Origin of the sequence: Streptomyces geranii, assembly GCF_002954775.1 — a bacterium.
GTDB lineage: Bacteria > Actinomycetota > Actinomycetes > Streptomycetales > Streptomycetaceae > Streptomyces > Streptomyces geranii.
Genome location: NZ_PJME01000041.1, coordinates 1 through 19,915, shown reverse-complemented (window position 1 = coordinate 19,915; position 19,915 = coordinate 1). Strand labels below are relative to the sequence as shown.

The window sequence follows — 19,915 nt, the reverse complement described above, 5'->3', positions numbered from 1 at the left end:
GCACCGTTTCCCGGCCGACACACACCCGCATCACAACTTCATCACAACCCCCACGCGACAACGGAGGCAGCGGCATATGCGCGGCAGGCGATCCGACCGATTTGGACGGATATACAGGCAGGTTCAGCAGCCGGGCGCCCTGAATGCGCACGGCGATACGGGACGTCAAGCCGGACTGCCGCAACTCCGGGTCACCTTGCGGTAACAGCAAAAACTTCTCCATATGTCATTCACAGCTCCCCCCGGTGTAATTCCGCACCCATGACGCACTCGGCGTGACGGTCTGATCACAGGGGTGGATTTTGAGGCTTACGGGGAGACAGGTCCCGAGTTCAAGGGGACGGAGGAGACGGCCACTTGGCTCGCTGAGACGAACCGCGCTGGCGGTCGCCGCGGTGCTGGCGGCGGAGACGGCGCTGGTGTCTCTGGAGTCGGGCGCGGTGTTCGCCGCCGACACGGGAACCGCCGGCGTCTCGGCAGCCGCGGACGAGACGGGTTCGGCCGCGTCGTCCGCGGACTCGACGGCTGCGGCGTTGCTGATGGCCCGTCTGCAGGGCCGCAGGATCGAGGTGCTGTCGGAGCGGGCGGCGGATTCGACGACGTACGCGCTGCCGTCGGGGGAGTTGCAGACGGAGACGTTCGCCGGCCCGGTCCGGGTGGAACGGAACGGAACCTGGAAGGACATCGACACGTCGCTGTCGGACACCGGCTCCAGTCTGACCCCGGAGGCCACAGCCGCCGACATCACTGTGTCCGACGGAGGGGACACAGCGCTGGCGTCGGTGTCGAAGGGGGAGACGTCCTTCGGGATGGGCTGGGAGGACAGACTCCCGACCCCGACGGTCACGGACAACACCGCCTCCTACGACCTGGGCGACGGCCAGACCCTGACGGTGAGCGCGCTGGCGCAGGGCTTCTCCCAGAACGTCATCCTCGACCAGGCACCGGACAGCGCGGTGTCGTACCGCATCCCGCTGTACCTGGACGGACTGGCGCTGTCCCAGGCCGAGTCGGGGCACCTGCTGCTGAAGGACAGCGACGGCAAGCTGGTCGCCGAGGCACCCGCACCCATGATGTGGGACTCCGGCAGGAACGACTCCTCAGGGGAATCGGACCACCAGGCACCGGTCGCCACGACGATCGAGTCGGCCGCCGACGGCGGACAGACGCTGGTCCTGACCCCGGACGCCGACTTCCTCGCCGACCCCGATCTCACCTACCCGGTGACGGTGGACCCGACGTCCACCCTCGCGGTGACCACGGACACCTGGATCCAGACCCCGACCTACCCCGACTCGCAGGTCTCCTCGCAGGAGCTGAAGTCGGGTACGTACAACGCCGGTACGGACAAGGCACGTTCGTACCTGAAGTTCGACGTGTCGAAGTTCACCGGGAAGCACATCACCGACACCAACTTCGCCCTGTACTCGTACTGGTCCTCGACGTGTTCGCGGGAGGGGGCGGGCACCACGGTCCGCCGTATCACGTCCTCCTGGTCGTCGACCTCGTTGACGTGGGACACCCGTCCGTCGTCGACCGGGACCGGCGCGGTGAACAACCTGGTGCCGCGCGGCTACTCCTCGGACTGTGCGGCGGCCTGGTCGAACTGGGACATCGACACCATCGTCCAGGCCTGGGCCGACGGCAGCCCCAACTACGGCCTCATGGTCTACGGCACCAGCGAAACCGACTCCACCACCTGGCGCCGCTTCCGCTCCGCCAACTACACCACCACCGGCTACGCCCCGAAGCTGACGGTCACCTACAACTCCTACCCGGCGAAGCCGGGTTCGGCGGCGATAGCCCCGTCGCAGGTCAACTCCTACAACGGCAGCCGGTACGTCACCTCACTCACGCCAACCCTCTCGGCGAAGGTGACCGACCCCGACGGCTCCGCCACCAGGGGCCAGTTCGAGATCACGGCGGACCCGGCGTACGCGGACACCACCTACACGTACACCGCGACCAGCTCGTCGGTGACCTCGGGCTCCGCGGCCAAACTGGCCGTCCCCTCGGCGAACGCGCTCCCGGCGGACAAGCACCTGCGCTACCGGGTGCGCGCCTACGACGGCACCGACTACGGCTCCTGGACCGGCTACACCACGTTCGTGACGAACACCGGCCTGCCCGCCGCCCCCACGGTCAGCTGTGACACGTACACGGAGAACGGCTGGACGGCGAGGGCGAGTTCGGCGGTTTCCTGCACCATCGACGCCTCCTCGTCCGACGGCGCCGGCTACCACTGGGGCCTGGACAACAGCAGCCTCCCGAACAAGAAGCTGGACACCACCAACGGCACCGGGGGCGACGCGCAGACCGTCAGCATCGACCCGGCGAACGGCTGGCACACGCTGTACGCCCGCACGGTCGACTCCGGCGGCAACCTCTCCACCACAACCACCGCCTACAGCTTCGGCGTCGGCGCGGACGGAGCGGCGATCCTCTCCCCGGCCGACGGCGACACCACCGCCCGCCGGGCGACGCTGACCGCCAAGGGCCTCACCACCTACACGGGCGTGACCTGGCAGTACCGACGCGGCGAGACCGACTCCTGGCACACCGTGCCGGTGGGTGACGTGACCGCTTCCGGTGCCGCCGTCTCCGCCTGGCCGGTCACCGTCACCAATGGCACCGCGACCAAGCTGGTCTGGAACACGGTCTCCTCGCTCAGCGAGGACGGCGCGATCGAGCTGCGGGCCGCCTTCACCGACGGCACAACCACCGGCTACTCCCAGACCGCCGAGGTCACCCTGGACCGCGACGCGGGTACCGCCCCCTCCGCCCAGGTCGGCCCTGGCCAGGTCAACCAACTCACCGGCGACTACACCCTGTCGGCCACGGACGCCGCGGCCTTCGCCGCGAGCGTCGACCGTACGTACTCCTCGCGCGCCAACAGCACGGACACCGAGGGCCAGTCCGCGATCTTCGGACCCGGCTGGACCTCCTCGGTCACCGGGTCCGGCAACGACCACACCCAGATCCGCAAGACCTCCGACACATCGGTGGAACTGCTGTCCGCGGACGGCAGCTCGGTCGCCTTCACCGCGACCAGCGGTGGCGGCTGGCAGCCCGAGACCGGCGCCGAGTCCCTCACCCTGACGGGCGCCCTGTCCGGAACGAGCTTCACCCTCACCGACACCGACGCCAACACCACGGTGTTCACCAAGGCGGCGACCGCCGCGACGACCTGGCCGCTGGCCTCCTCGGCGACGGCGGTCGACGACACCACGGTCACCGTCGCCTCGGAGACCGTCACGGTCGGCAACAACACGCTGGCCCGCCCGAAGTACGTGATCTCCCCGACCGGCGCGGTCACGGCCGCCACCTGCCAGGCCACCCCGGCCACCAAGGGCTGCCGCGTCCTGGAGTACACCTACGCGACGGCCACCACCGCCACCAGCTCGGCGCTCGGCGACTACGCGGACCAGGTCACCTCCATCAAGCTGTGGGCCACCACTCCCGGTGCCTCCGCCGCGACGGCCGAGACGATCGCCTCGTACACGTACAACACCTCCGGCCAACTGCGTCAGGTGTGGGACCCGAGAATCAGCCCCGCGCTGAAGACGGAGTACACCTACGACACCGACGGCCGGATCGCCACGTACACCCAGCCCGGTGAACTCCCCTGGACGTTCACCTACGGCAAGGCCGGCTCCGCACTGACCGCAGGCTCGGGCATGCTCCTGAAGGCCACCCGCGCCGCCCTGGCCGAGGGCAGCGCGAGCACCACGTCCGGCACGGCGGCCACCACGGTCGTCTATGACCTACCGCTCTCCGGCACCACGGCTCCCTACCAGATGGACGCCACGACCGTCGCCACATGGGCGCAGGACGCGGCACCCACCGACGCCACCGCCATCTTCCCGGCCGACTCCGTCCCCGCCTCCAGCACCGGCAGCGACCTGACAGCCACCTCGTACACCCGCGCGAGCATCACCTACATCAACGCGGACGGCGCGGAAACCAACCAGGCCGGACCCGGCGGCGCCATCACCACCACCGAATACGACGACTACGGCAACACCGTCGCCGAACTGACCGCAGCCAACCGCGAGCTGGCGCTCGGAACGTCCTCGGGCGCGGCCGACGAGCTGGCCGAGCTGGGCCTGACCGACCTGTCCACCGCCGACCGCGCCCAACTGCTGGCCACGGTCTCGGAGTACACGGCCGACGGCACGCAACTCACCGACGAGTACGGCCCCCTGCACGAGATCACCCTCACCAAGGAACTCACCGGCACCACCACCGAGTCCACCCTGGAGGCGGGCACGTCGATCCCGGCGCGCACGCACACCTCGTACACCTACGACGAGAACCGCACCAGCGACGCCGTCGTCTCCGGCCTGGTCACCTCCGCCGTCACCGGCGCGGCCATCCCCGGCTACGCCACCGACGCCGACACCAGCACGACGACCACCACCTATCACTGGGCCACCGGCGCGGAGAAGGGGATCTCGGGCGGCGAACCCGGAACCGTGGTCACGACGTACGACAGCACCGGCCGGGTGGCCACCACCCGCACCGCCGCCTCGTCCGGCTCGGACGCGGGCACGCTGGCATACACCTACTACAGCGCAGACGCCACGGGCACCTGCTCTTCGGCAGTCTGGGCCGGGCTGCTCTGCCGGACGGCTCCGGCCGCAACGATCACAGGTGGCGGGACCAACCCCGACACCGCGGTCACCACGCTGTACACGTACGACCGCTGGGGCCAGATCGCGACCAAGGCGGAAACGGCCGACGGCATGACCCGCACGACCACCAACACAGCGGATACCGCAGGCCGGTTGACCGGCATCACCGTGACCGGTGGCACGGGCACGGCTACCCCCGCCACCACCTTCACCTACAACACCACCAACGGATGGATCGCCACCCGGGCGGCCAACAGCCAGACCATCGCGTACGGCTACGACGCGCTCGGGCGCCGACTGACCTACACAGACGGAGCGGGCAACACCAGCACCACCTCGTACGACTCCTTGGACCGGCCGGTGAGGACGACCGACTCGGCCCCGTCCACGGTGACGTACGCCTACGGCACCACCGGCACCCTCACGACACTGACCGACTCGGTCGCGGGCGCCTTCACCGGCACGTACAACGCCGACGGCACCCTCACGTCCGAGACTCTGCCCGGCGGCCACACCCTGACCATCGCCACCGACCCGACCGGCCAGGAGACCGGCCGCGAGTACACCACCTCGGACGGCACCACCATCGCCTCCGACACCGCCGGCTACACGGCCACCGGACGACAGGCGGGCCACACCCAGACCGACGGCGCCACCACCGAGTCCGACTACACCTACGACAGCGCCGGACGCCTCACCCAGGCCACCGACACCACCGCCAGCGGCTGCACCACCCGCGCCTACACCTTCGACGCGAACAGCAACCGCACGGCCCTGACGGCCACTTCGGACGACTGCGACGCCACCACGACCGACGACGCCGCCACGGCCACGAAGTCGTACACGTACGACTCTGCCGACCGTCTGGTGAACTCCGGTTACGTGTACGACGCGTTCGGCCGCACCACCACCAGCGGCGCCACAACCCTGGGCTACTACACCAATGACCTGCTACGCACCGAAACCGTCGGCACCAGCCGCAAGGTATGGGAGTTCGACGGAGCCGGACGCCTTGCCGCCCAGACCGCCCAGACTCAGGCCACCGACGGCACCTGGAGCACCAGCGGCACGACAACCAGCCACTATGGCGACGGCAGCGACAGCCCCACCTGGACCAAGAGCGGCGACACCGTCAGCCGCAACGTGCACGACCTCACAGGCGGACTGAGCGCGACCACCACGGCCAGTGGCGGCACAATTCTGCAACTCGCCAACATCCACGGCGATCTGATGGTCCAGCAGCCGCTGGACACCAGCGTGAACAGCACCGTCCAGCACTACGACGAATATGGCAACGTACTCGACGCCACCGCCGCCACGACATACGGCTGGCTGGGCACCCACCAGCGCTCCTCGGCAACACTCAGCAGTTACACCCTCATGGGCGCCCGCGCCTACGACCCGGCTACAGGACGTTTCCTTCAGGTAGACCCGGTATACGGCGGAAACAATAACCCATACCTCTACCCCGGAGATCCGGTCAATTTCAATGACATCTCCGGACGGAAGAAGAATCTCAATAAGACAACCTGTGGAATCGCCACCTGTACGCGATACATCAATCACAAGAACACGCAGAAGTTGGTAGATTTCTTCGAAATGCTTGTCGGAGTGATGACAGGAGTGGTTGCAATTGCGGCAGCAGTTGTCCACTACTGTCCGCTTCCTCAATGCAAAGTGATTGGCGGCGCGGTCGCAATTATCGGCGCGGCCGTCGGGGGTGCCGCTCAGGCCATGGCGTCCTACATCGGCTGGCTCGACAAGAAGAACGGCGGAAAGGGCATCAAGCTAAAATATACGAAGTACGGAAAGATCCCATTCTATTTGGGGAGCCAGTGACTTCCAGAGTTCCACACCTCTGGTAGCCCGAGCGCGAATCAGATCATTTTCGCGCCGTGACGGTTTCTCAACGACTCGAAATTTTCGAGCGCAGGCCCAGCGATGCATTCAAAATGATGCATCGCTGGGCCTGGCGTCGATTGGATTCAAAAACCTTCATCGCGAGACAATCATAAAGTTGAACGTCGACAATAGGAGTGTCATGGAATTTCTGGCTTCCGCTTCTTCGATTGGCTTTAAGCTCTGCGCCCTCTTGGCAGTGGTTAATTTCTCCCTTTGGGGAGGGGTGCGTGTCGGCTGGATAGGGAGTCAGGAAATGGCGGCACTGCTCCTCAAAGGAGGATGGAGCTTCACATTCTTCTCTATAGCGCTACTCATTGTTTCCAAGAATATGAAGTAACTCTCGATTCAAATGAGTGCCAAGCTTGCGACAGCAGTACGACTGGCCGGGGCAAAGAATGACCCAAGGCAGTTGACGCGTCTAAGCAATTCCTCAAAGGGCTTCGCGTGAAAAACTCCGCACTGCGAACGATAAGGAACGCAAGGGAATTATTCAATGGCCACATAGGTTGATCACAGAAATATCGGAGGTGGCATGCGTCCTTGCAGGATTGGGTGCAGCGATTTGGATCTATGGAGCAACATGAACGTTCGCGGCCTGGGAACCAGACGCCAAGTCCGGCTCACGGCACACCCTCGGATCAGTAGGAATCAGGCAGGCAAGCAAATTTAGAGCTTCAGGCCTCTGCCCCATATCCGTAACCCTCGAAAGGAGAGGAAGAAATTGATGCACACCATCTTTTCGACGAAGACATGAAAGCTGACCTTCGGGTTCTTGACTGCCTCGATCGCAATCCTTGCATTCAGCTTTCTCTGAGGAAATATTTTCAATGAGATCCGGGACCGAAAGGAAAAGAACCATCGCTCGTAGCCCCCGCCGGTTGCCACACCCCATTGCCGACCGTCCACCTGAATCCCCGTACCGCAGATCCGACCACTGAAGAAAGGTTCGTCGTCAGCGTGTCAGAATTTACCCTGTTCGTTGTCATTGTGGTCGAGTTGATTGGCGTTGCCGGGCTTTCCCTCGCCAATAAGAAGATGCTCACCGACCTTCCCTTCCGGTGCATCCTGCTGGGCATTTTGGCGGTGCACTGGGGAATGCAACGCTCAGCGGAGTCTCGTACGGATTTTCTGGATGGCGCACTCTTCGGGGTGGTACTCCCAGCGCTCATTGTTCGGGCTGTCGAGTACTACTTCGAGCAGCGGGAAGAAAGCTGCTTGCGCAACGTCATCCGCAAAGGGGCGTGGGTCCTGGTGCCACTGCAGGCCGTGTGCATCGGGATGTTCGGGTGAGGCGAGCCTGAGCGTGATCGCTGCCGCCGCTCCACACCACACCGTTCCAGGTCACCTCGTACTACCCGCACTACCGGCGCGCCCGCCCCCTCCCCGAACTTGCCCGGCAGCACATCGCGGTAGGCACCGTTGTCCGGGTGGGTGTGCAGAGCCCAGGTGCCCTTCCTGGGGTCGATGACGAAGAGAACGGGACACGGGCGACGGCGTACCAATCGGCCTTGTCCCTGATGTCCCGGGACTTCTCGGACTGGGAAATGACCTCAACGGCCAGTGCGGCGTCCGCAGCGTCGGCCAGCCAGTCGTCGTCCTCCTCCCATTCGAGGGGCAGCACGATCAGGTCGGGAGTCGCGTAGTCGTCCGGATCATCGGGCAGGGCGATCGAGGACACCTCATACACGTCCAGTCCGTCAGGCAGAGCCGCCGCTTCCAACTGTCGGCGCAACTGCTTGACCACACCCGCGTGTTTGCCACGCGGAGTAGGGGACGTCACGAACTTTCCTCCCAAGATCTGCACCCGCAGACCTGTCGCGGCCTCGACCTTTTCGGCGGCCTCGGCCTCAGCGCCCGTACGTGGACATGGAGCCCCTTTGCGCCGCTGTTCGAGCTGCGTCATACCGCCCCTTCCATCACACTCCGCCCACCTACCATCACCCCAGGCCACCCCACCGAAACTCCACCCACAACACCTTCCCGCCCTTCGAGGCCCCCAACTCCCGCAGCACGGACACCCCCCACGCCTCCGCACAGGCCCGCACCAACTGCAGCCCCCGCCCGCCCACACAGTCCTCCGGAGCCACGCCGACAGGTTCACCGTCACCCCCGAACCCGGCCGGCACCCGCGGATCGGTGTCCCAGACGGCCACCCGGAACCGGTCCGCCTCGCGGAGCTGGACGATACGCAGGGCGTAGGGCCCCTCGGTGTGCCGATGGGCGTTGGTGAGCAGCTCGGAGGCGACGAGTTCGGCAACGGGGACGGCTTCCGCGAGCCCGCGCGCGTCCAGAACGGTCCGTACGGTCGCGCGGCCGATACCCGGTGAGCGTGGATCGCGCGGGAGTTGAACGGTTGCCCAGCTGTAAACTAGCCACCGACAGGTAATGCATTACCTGGAAGAGCCTGGCCGAACTGGAGCACCACGCCCGGTCGTTGCGGGACTCCACCACTGCCCGCGTCCCCGGCCTGCTCCAGACCCGCGAGTACGCACTGGAGATCTTCCGCCAGGCGGTCACAGAACTCCCACCGCCGGACATCGAGCACCGCCTGTCGTTCCGCATCAAACGCCAGGCGATCCTCTTCCGCGAGGACGAACCGACCCCGTACGAGGCGATCACCCACGAGGCCGCCCTGCGCATGAAGGTCGGCGGCGCCAAGGTCGCCCGGCAGCAGCTGCAGCACCTGCTCGACATGAGCGACCGGGACCACATCACCCTGCGCGCCATCACGTTCGACGCCGGCGCCTACCCGGGCTCGGGACAGTCGATCCACTACGCACACGGCCCGGTGCCGGAACTGGACACCGTCTATCTCGACCAGGCGCACGGACTCGCCTTCGTGGACGCCGACGCGGAATTGCGCAGATACCGCACGCTGTTCGACCGTATCGAGGCTCTCGCGCTCCCCCCGGAGAAGACCCGGGACCTCATCCACAACGTGATGCGAGACCTGTGAAGGGACGGATCCCCATGACTCCGCACTGGCAGAAGTCGTCGTACTGCTCCGAGGGCGCCTCCTGCGTCCACATATCCACCACCCCCGACGGAGTCCACCTAACCGAATCCTCCGACCCCACCGGAGCCGTACTCACCACCACCCCCACCGCCTTCCGCACCCTCCTCACCACCCTCAAGACGTCCACACCCCCACCGAAGACAACACCCCCCGGCATCGAAGTCACCCTCGGCGAAACCCCGGACGCCCCGGTCCACCTCCGCTCGACCACCACCCCCGGCACGGTCGTCACCACCGACCACCACAAGTGGCACGCCTTCGTCCTGGGCGTACGGGCGGGCGAGTTCGACCACTTCGCAGAGGTCGCCGGAAACCTGTGAACCCCCTGTGCCCCCAGTCAAGCCACCCCCACCCCCCACCCATCACCCCGTAAGCGATCAGTAACCCCCAACCCCCCTTCAGTCACGCGGAAGTCAGGATTCCGCAACCCATCTTGTTGTCACGTACCCAACAAGCGAGGGTCGTCGGCGGGCCGCCAACCCACCGCCGGGGAAACCGCACCGGCGGTACACCCCCCACCCGCACTGCCCCTGCCAACCCCCTAACAGGAGGCTGTACGTTGCGTACGTCACCCCCCAGCAGCCAGTCCACGCACGGCAGATGGCGCCGCATAGGCACCGCGGCCGTCGCCACCGCCGCGCTCGCCCTCGCCGGACTCGGCACCGCGGCCCACGCCAGCGCGGCGCCCGCGCCGCAGAAGGTCACCGCGAAGACCATCGCCGCACAGGTCGCCAAGGCCCACGTCAGCTACACCAACCAGTGCGACGCGACCCCCGCGAAGGGCTTCGCGTCCTGCAACGCCCTGCGCGTCACCGGCGGCACCACCGCGTACCTGGAGAAGCAGGCCGCGCTCAAGGGCTCGGCCGCCAGGACCATCAAGCCGAACGCCACCTCGGCCACCCCCACCGGCTACGGCCCCAGCGACCTCCAGGACGCCTACGGCCTCACCGACGCCGCCGACTCCAACGGCTCCGGCGAGACCATCGCGATCGTCGACGCGTACGACGACCCGAACGCCGCGTCCGACCTCGCCGCGTACCGCTCGTACTACGGCCTCTCCGCCTGCACGGTCGCCAACGGCTGCTTCACCAAGGTCAGCCAGACCGGCTCGACGACCTCCCTCCCCACCGCCGACAGCGGCTGGGCCGGTGAGATCTCGCTCGACCTCGACATGGCCAGCGCGATCTGCCCGAACTGCAACATCCTGCTCGTCGAGGCCAAGTCCGCCTCGATGGCCAACCTCGGCACGGCCGTGAACCGCGCGGTCACCCTGGGCGCGAAGTACGTCTCCAACAGCTACGGCGGCTCGGAGTCCTCCTCCGACACCACCTACGACACCTCGTACTTCAAGCACGCCGGCGTCGCCATCACGGTCAGCGCGGGCGACGAGGGCTACGGCGCCGAGTACCCGGCCGCCTCCCGCTACGTCACCGCCGTCGGCGGCACCAAGCTCTCCACCTCCTCCACCACCCGCGGCTGGACCGAGAGCGTGTGGAAGACCAGCAGCACCGAGGGCACCGGCTCCGGCTGCTCCTCGTACGACGCGAAGCCCACCTGGCAGACCGACGCGACCTGCACCAAGCGCATGATCGCCGACGTCTCCGCCGTGGCCGACCCCGCGACCGGCGTCTCGGTCTACGACACCTACGGCGACGGCACCGGCTGGGTCACCTACGGCGGCACCAGCGCCTCCGCGCCCATCATCGCGGGCGTCTACGCCCTCGCCGGCACCCCCGGCAGCAGCGACTACCCGGCCTCCTACCCCTACGCGGCGGCCGGCACCTCCGCCCTCAACGACGTGACCTCGGGCAACAACGGCACCTGCACCACGAGCTACTACTGCACCGCCAAGTCGGGCTACGACGGCCCGACCGGCTGGGGAACCCCGGAGGGCCTGGACGCCTTCACCGGCTGACCCAACACAAAGAGACGCCACCGGAGGTCGTGGGGATCACCGGCGGGCACTGGGGAACGGGCCGCGGCTGCCAGCCGCGGCCCGTCGCCATGTCCGGGGTCCGCGATAACCTGACCCTGACACCGCCCCTGACCCCGGCCTTGCGACGGACCGTCAGAAACGGGACTGAACACGGGGTTGCACAACGACGGAACCACACCACAGGTTTCGCTACTACTTCATTGCCCGGCGTGACCAGCCGTGATACACAGAGTGACGATAAAGGTATTCGTACGAATCCCGCCAATCAATGACTTCAAGTCGACATACGACAGTGTCATTGTCGGCGAGAATGGGCCTGACCTCTGCGCTGCGGCAGGGGCCGCGCGGAACTACCCGACAGGGGCGGTGACTTAGGTGACTTACCAGTGGCTTGCGGCCGAAAAAGGCGACATCAACACCATCATCGGCGGGATCGCTCCGGACTGGGGCCCCTTCGGCAGCCTGGGCACCGAGGCGAAGACGATGGTCCAGGTCGTGATGGCCGTGGCCATCCTGATGTGCCTCGGCATCGCGATCTGGGGGGCGGCGAAACAGCGCATCGGCGCGACGGCCCTGCGCGACACCTTCAGCGCCGAACAGGGCAAGGGCCTCATCATCGCGGGCCTGACGGGCGTGTTCATCATCGGCTCGCTCGGCACCCTCTTCACCATCGTGTACGGCATGGCCGTGTAGCCGACGCCACCCGCGCGCGGCGCATCTCCAGTCGGTCGCCGGGCGAACCCGGTTCTCCCCTCCCACCACCCACCCACCCGTCGTGCCCACCGACTGAGGTTGCGTCTCCCTGATGTCGAGTCACCACACCGCGCCCGCGCGGGAACCAGCACGGCTACCGTCGTACTGTCACGTGTTCGGGTCCCCGTACACGTGGATTCGACACACGTGGATGCGGCACAAGGTCGAGGGGACGGACGCCGGATGAGTCTCGGTGACGGACACAGCCAGGGCAACGGCGATTCCGCGCGCCCCGACGACGGCGGCTACGGCGGCACGGGCCAGACCCGCACCCGCTACCACGACCAGGGAAACGGCGGCCTCTACGGCGGCGCGCGCCGCACCAGGTCCTCGCGCGGCATGGTGACCGCGGTCGGCGTGGTCGTCCTGCTGATCGCCGCCATCGCCTTCGCGAACCGCGGAGGAGACGATTCCTCTACGTCGTCCTCCTCGTCCACCACGGGCAGCGGCTCCGGCTCCGGCAGCGCGAGCGGCCCCGACACGGCGGCCACCGCGGCCTCCGGCGAGCAGCCGGTCACGAAGAAGGCCGCGGGCCTCCCCGCCGGCTTCGCGCACGACCGGCAGGGCGCCCAGTCCGCCGCGGCCAACTACGCGGTCTCCCTCGGCTCGACCGGCATGTACCGCAAGGACACCCGCGACAAGCTCGTCGACGCCCTCTTCACCACCGAGGCCGCCGCCAAACTCAAGGGCCCCCTGGACAAGGCCTACTCCGCGAGCCTCCTCGCCAGACTCGGCCTCGACGCGAACGGCAACGCCCCCGAGGGCAGCACGTTCGTCTCCCGCGTGACCCCGGTCGGCACGAAGACCGTGGCGTACGGCGACTCCACCGCCACCGTCGAGGTCTGGTACGTCGGCCTGAGCGGCATCGCGGGCGACACCTCCACCAGCCCGGTCACCTCGTCCTGGAACACGCTGACCTACAACCTGCGCTGGTCGGGCGGCGACTGGAAGGTCGTCTCCTACGCGGAGAAGGACGGCCCCAACCCGGTCCCCGGCGACTCCAGGGCCGCCGCCTCGGACGAGATCAGCAAGGCCATCGACGAGTACGGAGGGTTCACCTATGCCCGGTAACACGCCAGGCACGTCAGGCAGGCCCTACCTCGTGCTCAAACTCGCCGGCGCGCTGACCGCCGTACAGACGACCGCCGTACTCCTGGCGACCCAGGCGTACGCGGCTCCGACCCCGTCCCCCACGCCCTCACCGTCGGCCTCGTCCACGGCCGGCAACCCGGACTGCGCGCTCCTGCCCGACGCGGCCAAGGCGGTCTGCGAGGGCCAGCAGGGCGCCGGCTCCGGCTCGGTCACCAACAACACCTCCACCCTCGACCCGCTGTCCTCCCTCGCCAAGGGGTGTGCCGACGCCGCCTCCTGGACGGTCGACAAGCTCAGCGAGGCCGTGAAGGACACCGCCAACGTCGACTTCACCAACACCAAGTTCCTCCAGCAGTACGCGGTCGTGTTCGCCGCGTCCACCGTGCTGACCCTGGTGCTGTGGCTGCTCGCGGTCGCCAAGCGGGCCATGCGGGGCGTCCCCCTCACCACCGCCATCTCCGAGGCGATCGGCTTCCTCTGGCTGACCGTCCTGGCCTCCGCCTTCACGCCCCTCATCCTCTACACCGTCGTCTCCGCGACCGACGGCGTCACCGAGGTCCTGGCGAGCGCGACGGGCGACCAGACCGACACGTTCTTCGGCACCTTCTCCGGCGCGCTCGCCAAGGGCGAGGACATCGGCGGCGGCCCGATCATGCTGATCGTGGTCTCCATGGTGTCGATCCTCGCGGCCGGCGTCCTCTGGCTCGAACTGGTCATCAGGGCCGCCCTGTTGTACGTCGGCGCCCTGCTCGGCACGGTCGTGTACGCGGGGCTGGTCGACAAGAACCTGTGGGGGCACGTCCGCCGCTGGGCCGGCATCATGATCGCGGTCATCCTGGTCAAACCGGTGATCGCCATCGTGCTCGGCCTCGCGGGCGCGCTGGCCACGAACGACGACGGCCCGGACGCCTTCTCGGCGGTCGTCTCCGGCCTCTCCATCATCCTCCTCGCCATCTTCGCGAGCGCGATGATCTACCGCTTCGTGCCCGGCTTCGGCGACGAGATCGCCAACTCCCGCAACAACCGCATCATGCAGGGCGCCGAAGGCAAGGCCGCCGCGGTCATCAGCTCCCCGGCGACCCTCGTCGCCCAGGGCATCAAGACCCACAGCACCAGGGCCGACAACAACGGCGGCGGAGCCGGCGGCCAGTCGTCCTCCGCGCCGCGCCCGGCCAACCCCGCGTCCGGCGGCGTGGCCGCACACAGCTCGCGGCCCTCGGGCGGCGGCGGATCTGTCCCCTCCGCCGCACCCCCACCGCGCAGCGGCCCGCACGCCGGCAACAGCAACCGATCCAACCGCCCTGGAGGTGACGGGCGTTGACGACGGATTCCCAGATGGCCCATGTGTCCCATGCCATCTCGCCCCGCCGTACGTACCTGATCGGCCGGGCCCGGCCGAACGCGATCGTCGGCCGCAACCGCGAGTCCGGCGAGATCGCGCTCATCATCGTGGGCGCCTTCCTCGGCATGGTCTGCGGCCTGATCGTCCCCGTACTCGCCCTGCGCATCGTGCTGCTGACCGGCTTCCCGATGCTGGCCCTCGCGGTGGTGTACGTCCCGTACAAGCGCCGCACGATCTACAAGTGGTTCGAGATCAACCGCAGTTACAAGCGCAGCCTCCGCCAGGGCACCGCCTACCGCAGCTCCGTCATGGAGGCCGGCACCCAGATCGACGGCCGCGAGGTCGAGATCGGCCCGCCCCCCGGCATCGGCCGCATCAACTGGCTCGCGGCCCCGTTCGGCCCGGACGAGATCGCCGTACTCCTGCACGCGGACCGCCGTACGGTGACTGCCGCGATCGAGATCGAGGGCCCGGGCGTCGGCCTGCGCGACAGCGAGGACCAGGAAGCCCTGGTGGACCGCTTCGGCACGCTGCTCAAGCACGTGGCGAACGGCGACGGCTTCGTCACCCGCCTCCAGATGCTCGCCCGCACCCTCCCGGCCGACCCTGACGCCCACGCCAAGGACGTGGCCGTACGCGGCGACGAGAAGTCACCGCCGTGGCTGCAGCACTCGTACGAGCAGCTGCAGTCGATGGTGTCGACGAGCAGCGAACAGCACCGCGCGTATCTGGTCGCCTGCATGCACTTCAACCGCGAACTGGCCGCAGAGGCCCACGCGATGGCCCGCGCGGCCCGCCCCCAGCACGGCAGGAAGGTGGACCGCGACGCGGGCCTGGCGGTGGTGATGGCCCGCGAACTGACGGACATCTGCTCCCGGTTGCAGGAGGCGGACATCCGAGTCCGCCAACCCCTGGGCCAGGGCCGCCTGTCCTCCCTGATCCACTCCATGTACGACCCGGACCACCCGATCGACCACATCCAGGCGATGACGAAGCGCAACGCCTGGCCGGCCGAACTGGACGCCATGGAGGCGACGTACCTCCAGGCGAAGACCCGCGAGTCGTCGACCCGCGCCCCCTGGTGCCACTCCACGGCGTGGGTGAAGGAATGGCCGATGACCCCGGTCGGCGTCAACTTCCTTGCCCCGCTCCTGGTCCACACCCCGGACGTGATCCGCACGGTGGCGGTGACGATGGACCTGGAGCCGACCGAGGTGGCCATCGAGCGCATGCTGACGGAGAAGACGAACGACGACGCCGAGGCGAGCCGCGCGGCCAAGATGAACCGCACGGTCGACCCCCGCGACGTGGCCTCCCACAACCGCATCGACCAGCGCGGCGAGGACCTCGCGAGCGGCGCGGCCGGTGTGAACCTGGTCGGCTACATCACCGTCTCCTCCCGCTCCCCCGAGGCCCTGGCGCGCGACAAGCGCACGATAAGGGCGTCGGCGGGCAAGTCGTACCTGAAGCTGGAGTGGTGCGACCGAGAGCACCACCGAGCGTTCGTCAACACACTCCCGTTCGCCACCGGAATCCGAAGGTAGGGCTGATGCGCTGATGCGGGACCCGCTGACCGCCCTCACCGACACCTTCACGTCCTTCCTCTTCGGCAAGATCGAGACGACCCGCCTGCCCGTCCGCACCTCCACGGGCCAGGCCCAGGCCGTCTACCTCCCCACCGCCGCCCCCGGCCTCGGCGACTCCGGCGTCATCATCGGCCGCGAGGTGTACTCCGGAAAGGGTTATATCTACGACCCCTTCCAGCTGTACGGGCAGCAACTCCCGGCCCCGCACTGGCTGGTGCTGGGCGAGTCGGGCAACGGCAAATCTGCCCTGGAGAAGACGTACGTCCTGCGCCAACTCCGCTTCCGGGACCGCCAGGTGGTCGTCCTGGACGCGCAGGGCGAGGACGGCGTCGGCGAATGGAACCTGATCGCGGAGGAGTTGGGGATAACCCCCATCCGCCTGGACCCCATGGCCGCCCTGGACATGGGCATCCGCCTCAACCCGCTCGACCCCGCGATCACCACAACAGGCCAACTGGCCCTGCTCCGCACGATCATCGAAGTCGCGATGGGCCACGGCCTGGACGAGCGTTCCGGCTTCGCGCTGAAGGTGGCGCACGCCTACGTCAACGAGACGATCGTCGACCGCCAGCCCGTCCTGACGGACATCGTCGAGCAACTCCGCCACCCCGAACCGGAGTCGGCGGAGGCGATGAACGTCGCCATAGACGACGTAAGGGCCTGGGGCCTCGACGTGGCCCTGGTCATCGACCGCCTGGTCGACGGCGACCTACGAGGCATGTTCGACGGCCCGACGACGGTCGGCATCGACCTGGACGCCCCCCTGATCGTCTTCGACCTCTCGCACATCGACCGCAACTCGATCGCGATGCCGATCCTGATGGCGATCATCGGCGTCTGGCTGGAGCACACCTGGATCCGCCCCGACCGGAAGAAGCGCATCTTCCTGGTCGAGGAGGCCTGGCACATCATCAGCAGCCCGTTCGTCGCCCAACTCTTCCAGCGCCTGCTGAAGTTCGGCCGCCGCCTGGGCCTGTCGTTCGTAGCGGTCGTCCACCATCTATCAGACGTGGTGGACGGAGCGGCGGCAAAGGAGGCGGCGGCGATCCTGAAGATGGCCTCAACCCGAACGATCTACGCCCAGAAGGCGGACGAGGCAAGGGCAACAGGCAGAGTGATCGGCCTACCGCGCTGGGCGGTGGAAATCATCCCGACTCTCACCCCCGGCATCGCGGTCTGGGACGTGAACGGCAACGTCCAGGTCGTCAAACACCTGGTCACGGAGACGGAACGCGCCCTCGTCTTCACCGACCGGGCGATGACGGAGTCGTCCCGCGACCGCGACCTCCAGCTGACCGACGACGCCCTGAGAGCCGCGGAGTTGGAGGCCGAGGAACGCGCGGCGGCCTTCGTGGAACAGCACTTGGCCGACCTCGACGACTCCTCCGAGTCCACGGTGGCGTGAGAAACGATGAGACCGGACGAACGCCGTCGGGGCGACCAGCGACAAGGCGAACGCGGCGTCTCCGACGGCCTGTTGGTCGGCCTGATCGCCTTCCTCCTGGGCCTTACGGTCCTGGTGTGGGCGGCGACAGGCATCGCGGGCTTCCTCTCCCACGGCACCTGGCCGACGGGCGTCACCTTCACCCGCACCCCGGAGGCCCTGCGCCACCTGATCACGGCCCCGACCGACGTACCGGCTGCCTGGCCACGAACACCGGCGGGCGAGTTGTCGGGCTGGGGGCTCTTCTGGGGCCTGTTCATCGGCCAGTTGATGATCCTGTCCGTCCTGACGATCTTCGTGTTGGGGACGTTGGCCCGCTGGAAGGCGGTACGGGCGGCAAGAAAGTCGGCGCCGGCACCGACGCGCCACGAGGTGCCGGTGCAGCGGACGGAGGAGCCGGTAGAGGCGGAACGGGAGCCGGAGAAGGTCCCCCAGAAAACTCCTCCGCCACAAACACCCTCGACGTCGGCCTTGGCAGCAGACAGCAAACGGGCGGGTGGGCGGGAAACTCTCTTCTTCGGCACCAAAGACACCCGCACCCAACCCGCAACCCAGGCCATCCAGGACGCAGAGGGCCCCGCCCTGATCCTCACCTCCAACCCCACCCTCTGGCAGGAAACCAAGGACGCCCGAGCCAAACTCGGCCCCACCCTCCTCTACGACCCCACCCACCTCTGCGACACCCCGGCCCGCCTCCACTGGCCCCCCACCACAGGCTGCGAAGACAGACCCACAGCAGCCGCAAGAGCAACAGCCCTGCTCACCCCCGTCCGCCCCACAGCGAAGATCGACCAGACAACAGCGGAAACCGCGGAAACACTCCTACGCAGCTACCTGCACGCCGCCGCCATAGACGCCCGCACGATCCGCCACGTACACCGCTGGGCGCAGGGCACCAACGTCCAGGAAGCCGTACGCATCCTCCGCACCAACCCCAAGGCAGCCCCCGGCGCCGCCGGCGAACTCGAAGCCGCCCTCACCGCGCACCCCGAACGCCGGGACATCGCGCAGGAGTTGACGATCCGAGCCCTCTCCGCACTCTCGACGGTGAACATCCGCGAGGCATGCACACCGAACAGAAATGACGCCCTCGCACTGGATTCCTTCATCGCCGAAGGGGGCACGCTCTATGTGGTCGGTGAACCGATCGAGGACCCCAGGACGAACCCGGGCGCGATGCCCCTCCTGACGGCACTGGCCGCAAGCGTGGTCGAGCGCGGCCGGCGCATGGCCGAACGGTCATCCTCCGGTCGCCTCGACCCACCACTCACCCTCGTCCTGGACGACGTCGCGGCGGTCGCCCCCCTCCCCCAGCTCCCGGAACTCCTCACCACCGGAGCGGACCGGGGCATGCCGACCCTGGCCCTGCTCCGGTCAAGAGAACAACTCCGAGCAAGATGGCCCCACCACGACCTACAGATGTAGCCGTAGCAGCCCCAGCTCCTAGGAAGCGGTCTCCCGCTCCAGCACGAACTCAAGCTCGGAGTCGTCGGAACTCCCGGGCAGCGGCACGGTGACCCCACTGGGTACGAATCCCACGCGCCGGTAGAAGCGCTGTGCCCGCGCGTTGTCCTGATGCACGATCAACCGCACCCGCTCGACCCCGGCGGCCTCCCAGGCCCACTCCAGGGCGGCGTCGAAGAGTACATCGGTGAGCCCGCACCCCCGGTGCTCGGGCAGCATGAACACCCCGACGATGTGCCCCTGTTTCTTCTCGACGGTGAACCCGGCCCAGTCGACGGCCCCGGCCTCCTCGACCAGCACGACAAGTCCCCCGACCCACTCCCCGTCGGGCCCCTCGGCGATGATCTGCTGGGCCCCGGTCGCCCCCTCGGCCCCACCGCGAACCCGCTCCTGCCAGAAGGAGTCGGGCCGGCCCACGGCCTGCTCGTACGTCTCCAGGAAGGCGAGATTCGCGACAGGATCCCGCAGGGCAGCCAGCCGAAGCTCTTTGGCGGCACGCCACTCATCAGCCCGCACGGAGCGAATCACAAAGCTGCTCATGGGGATCACGGTAGTCCCCCGACAGCACCCCGGAAAAGCAGAAAAGCCCCGTACCGTTTTCCCGGTACGGGGCTTTTCCCAATATTTGTTCGGCGGTGTCCTACTCTCCCACAGGGTCCCCCCTGCAGTACCATCGGCGCTGTAAGGCTTAGCTTCCGGGTTCGGAATGTAACCGGGCGTTTCCCTCACGCTATGACCACCGAAAC

At 67.6% G+C, this 19,915-nt stretch carries 13 protein-coding genes and 1 rRNA gene; 11 read left to right on the top strand and 3 right to left on the bottom strand.

What is annotated here, in order from left to right; genetic code table 11:
* Positions 1-419 precede the first annotated feature (419 nt).
* Together CW359_RS33890 and CW359_RS46070 are read left to right on the top strand one after the other, a co-directional pair.
* Positions 420-6,473 carry a DNRLRE domain-containing protein gene (locus CW359_RS33890; RefSeq protein WP_232838728.1) on the top strand — a complete coding sequence of 2,018 codons (6,054 nt, stop codon included), beginning with the start codon at positions 420-422 and terminating at the stop codon, positions 6,471-6,473.
* A 1,020-nt stretch (positions 6,474-7,493) separates the two neighbouring features.
* On the top strand, positions 7,494-7,826 hold the full coding sequence (locus CW359_RS46070) for a hypothetical protein (RefSeq protein WP_198655499.1): 333 nt from the start codon (positions 7,494-7,496) through the stop codon (positions 7,824-7,826).
* Between the two features lie 70 nt (positions 7,827-7,896).
* Here the strand turns inward: CW359_RS46070 and CW359_RS33885 are convergent, their stop codons facing one another.
* Positions 7,897-8,439, bottom strand: a complete 543-nt coding sequence (locus tag CW359_RS33885; RefSeq protein WP_232838727.1) for a Uma2 family endonuclease — start codon at positions 8,437-8,439, stop codon at positions 7,897-7,899.
* Between the two features lie 486 nt (positions 8,440-8,925).
* Between CW359_RS33885 and CW359_RS33875 the strand changes: the two genes are divergently transcribed.
* The 9 genes from CW359_RS33875 (at position 8,926) to CW359_RS33835 (ending at position 19,130) form a co-directional block, all read left to right on the top strand.
* Positions 8,926-9,492, top strand: coding sequence for a DUF5753 domain-containing protein (locus CW359_RS33875; protein ID WP_332875009.1), 567 nt, complete (start codon positions 8,926-8,928; stop codon positions 9,490-9,492).
* 14 nt (positions 9,493-9,506) lie between these two features.
* Positions 9,507-9,872 (top strand): DUF397 domain-containing protein, encoded by a 366-nt coding sequence (locus CW359_RS47195; RefSeq protein WP_105974043.1) that lies wholly within the window; start codon positions 9,507-9,509, stop codon positions 9,870-9,872.
* Positions 9,873-10,111: 239 nt separating this feature from the next.
* Positions 10,112-11,467, top strand: coding sequence for a S53 family peptidase (locus tag CW359_RS33865; RefSeq protein WP_105974042.1), 1,356 nt, complete (start codon positions 10,112-10,114; stop codon positions 11,465-11,467).
* A gap of 396 nt (positions 11,468-11,863) precedes the next feature.
* Entirely contained in the window at positions 11,864-12,181 is a 318-nt protein-coding gene (locus tag CW359_RS33860) for a hypothetical protein (RefSeq protein ID WP_105974041.1), read from the top strand.
* A 243-nt stretch (positions 12,182-12,424) separates the two neighbouring features.
* Complete coding sequence (locus CW359_RS33855) at positions 12,425-13,312, top strand: DUF8175 domain-containg protein (protein ID WP_105974040.1); 888 nt, start codon at positions 12,425-12,427, stop codon at positions 13,310-13,312.
* Positions 13,302-14,654 carry a hypothetical protein gene (locus CW359_RS33850; protein ID WP_157968695.1) on the top strand — a complete coding sequence of 451 codons (1,353 nt, stop codon included), beginning with the start codon at positions 13,302-13,304 and terminating at the stop codon, positions 14,652-14,654. The genes CW359_RS33855 and CW359_RS33850 overlap by 11 nt, the downstream gene beginning before the upstream one ends.
* A gap of 14 nt (positions 14,655-14,668) precedes the next feature.
* Positions 14,669-16,219 carry an SCO6880 family protein gene (locus tag CW359_RS33845; RefSeq protein ID WP_408647550.1) on the top strand — a complete coding sequence of 517 codons (1,551 nt, stop codon included), beginning with the start codon at positions 14,669-14,671 and terminating at the stop codon, positions 16,217-16,219.
* 13 nt (positions 16,220-16,232) lie between these two features.
* The gene (locus CW359_RS33840) at positions 16,233-17,666 is read left to right on the top strand and encodes an ATP-binding protein (RefSeq protein ID WP_105974037.1); all 1,434 of its coding nucleotides are present in this window, start codon (positions 16,233-16,235) and stop codon (positions 17,664-17,666) included.
* 6 nt (positions 17,667-17,672) lie between these two features.
* On the top strand, positions 17,673-19,130 hold the full coding sequence (locus CW359_RS33835; RefSeq protein ID WP_105974036.1) for a TraM recognition domain-containing protein: 1,458 nt from the start codon (positions 17,673-17,675) through the stop codon (positions 19,128-19,130).
* 18 nt (positions 19,131-19,148) lie between these two features.
* Here CW359_RS33835 and CW359_RS33830 read toward each other — a convergent pair whose 3' ends face one another.
* The gene (locus tag CW359_RS33830) at positions 19,149-19,709 is read right to left on the bottom strand and encodes a GNAT family N-acetyltransferase (protein WP_105974106.1); all 561 of its coding nucleotides are present in this window, start codon (positions 19,707-19,709) and stop codon (positions 19,149-19,151) included.
* An 87-nt stretch (positions 19,710-19,796) separates the two neighbouring features.
* Positions 19,797-19,913 (bottom strand): 5S ribosomal RNA (rrf, locus tag CW359_RS33825).
* Positions 19,914-19,915 lie beyond the last annotated feature (2 nt).

Excerpts from the sequence above, each read along its gene's own strand:
- CW359_RS33850 (WP_157968695.1), top strand. The coding sequence starts at position 13,302 with ATGCCCGGTAACACGCCAGGCACGTCAGGCAGGCCCTACCTCGTGCTC.
- CW359_RS33840 (WP_105974037.1), top strand. The coding sequence starts at position 16,233 with ATGCGGGACCCGCTGACCGCCCTCACCGACACCTTCACGTCCTTCCTC.
- CW359_RS33835 (WP_105974036.1), top strand. The coding sequence starts at position 17,673 with ATGAGACCGGACGAACGCCGTCGGGGCGACCAGCGACAAGGCGAACGC.
- CW359_RS33830 (WP_105974106.1), bottom strand. The coding sequence starts at position 19,709 with ATGAGCAGCTTTGTGATTCGCTCCGTGCGGGCTGATGAGTGGCGTGCC.
- CW359_RS47195 (WP_105974043.1), top strand. The coding sequence starts at position 9,507 with ATGACTCCGCACTGGCAGAAGTCGTCGTACTGCTCCGAGGGCGCCTCC.
- CW359_RS33845 (WP_408647550.1), top strand. The coding sequence starts at position 14,669 with ATGGCCCATGTGTCCCATGCCATCTCGCCCCGCCGTACGTACCTGATC.
- CW359_RS33855 (WP_105974040.1), top strand. The coding sequence starts at position 12,425 with ATGAGTCTCGGTGACGGACACAGCCAGGGCAACGGCGATTCCGCGCGC.
- CW359_RS33885 (WP_232838727.1), bottom strand. The coding sequence starts at position 8,439 with ATGACGCAGCTCGAACAGCGGCGCAAAGGGGCTCCATGTCCACGTACG.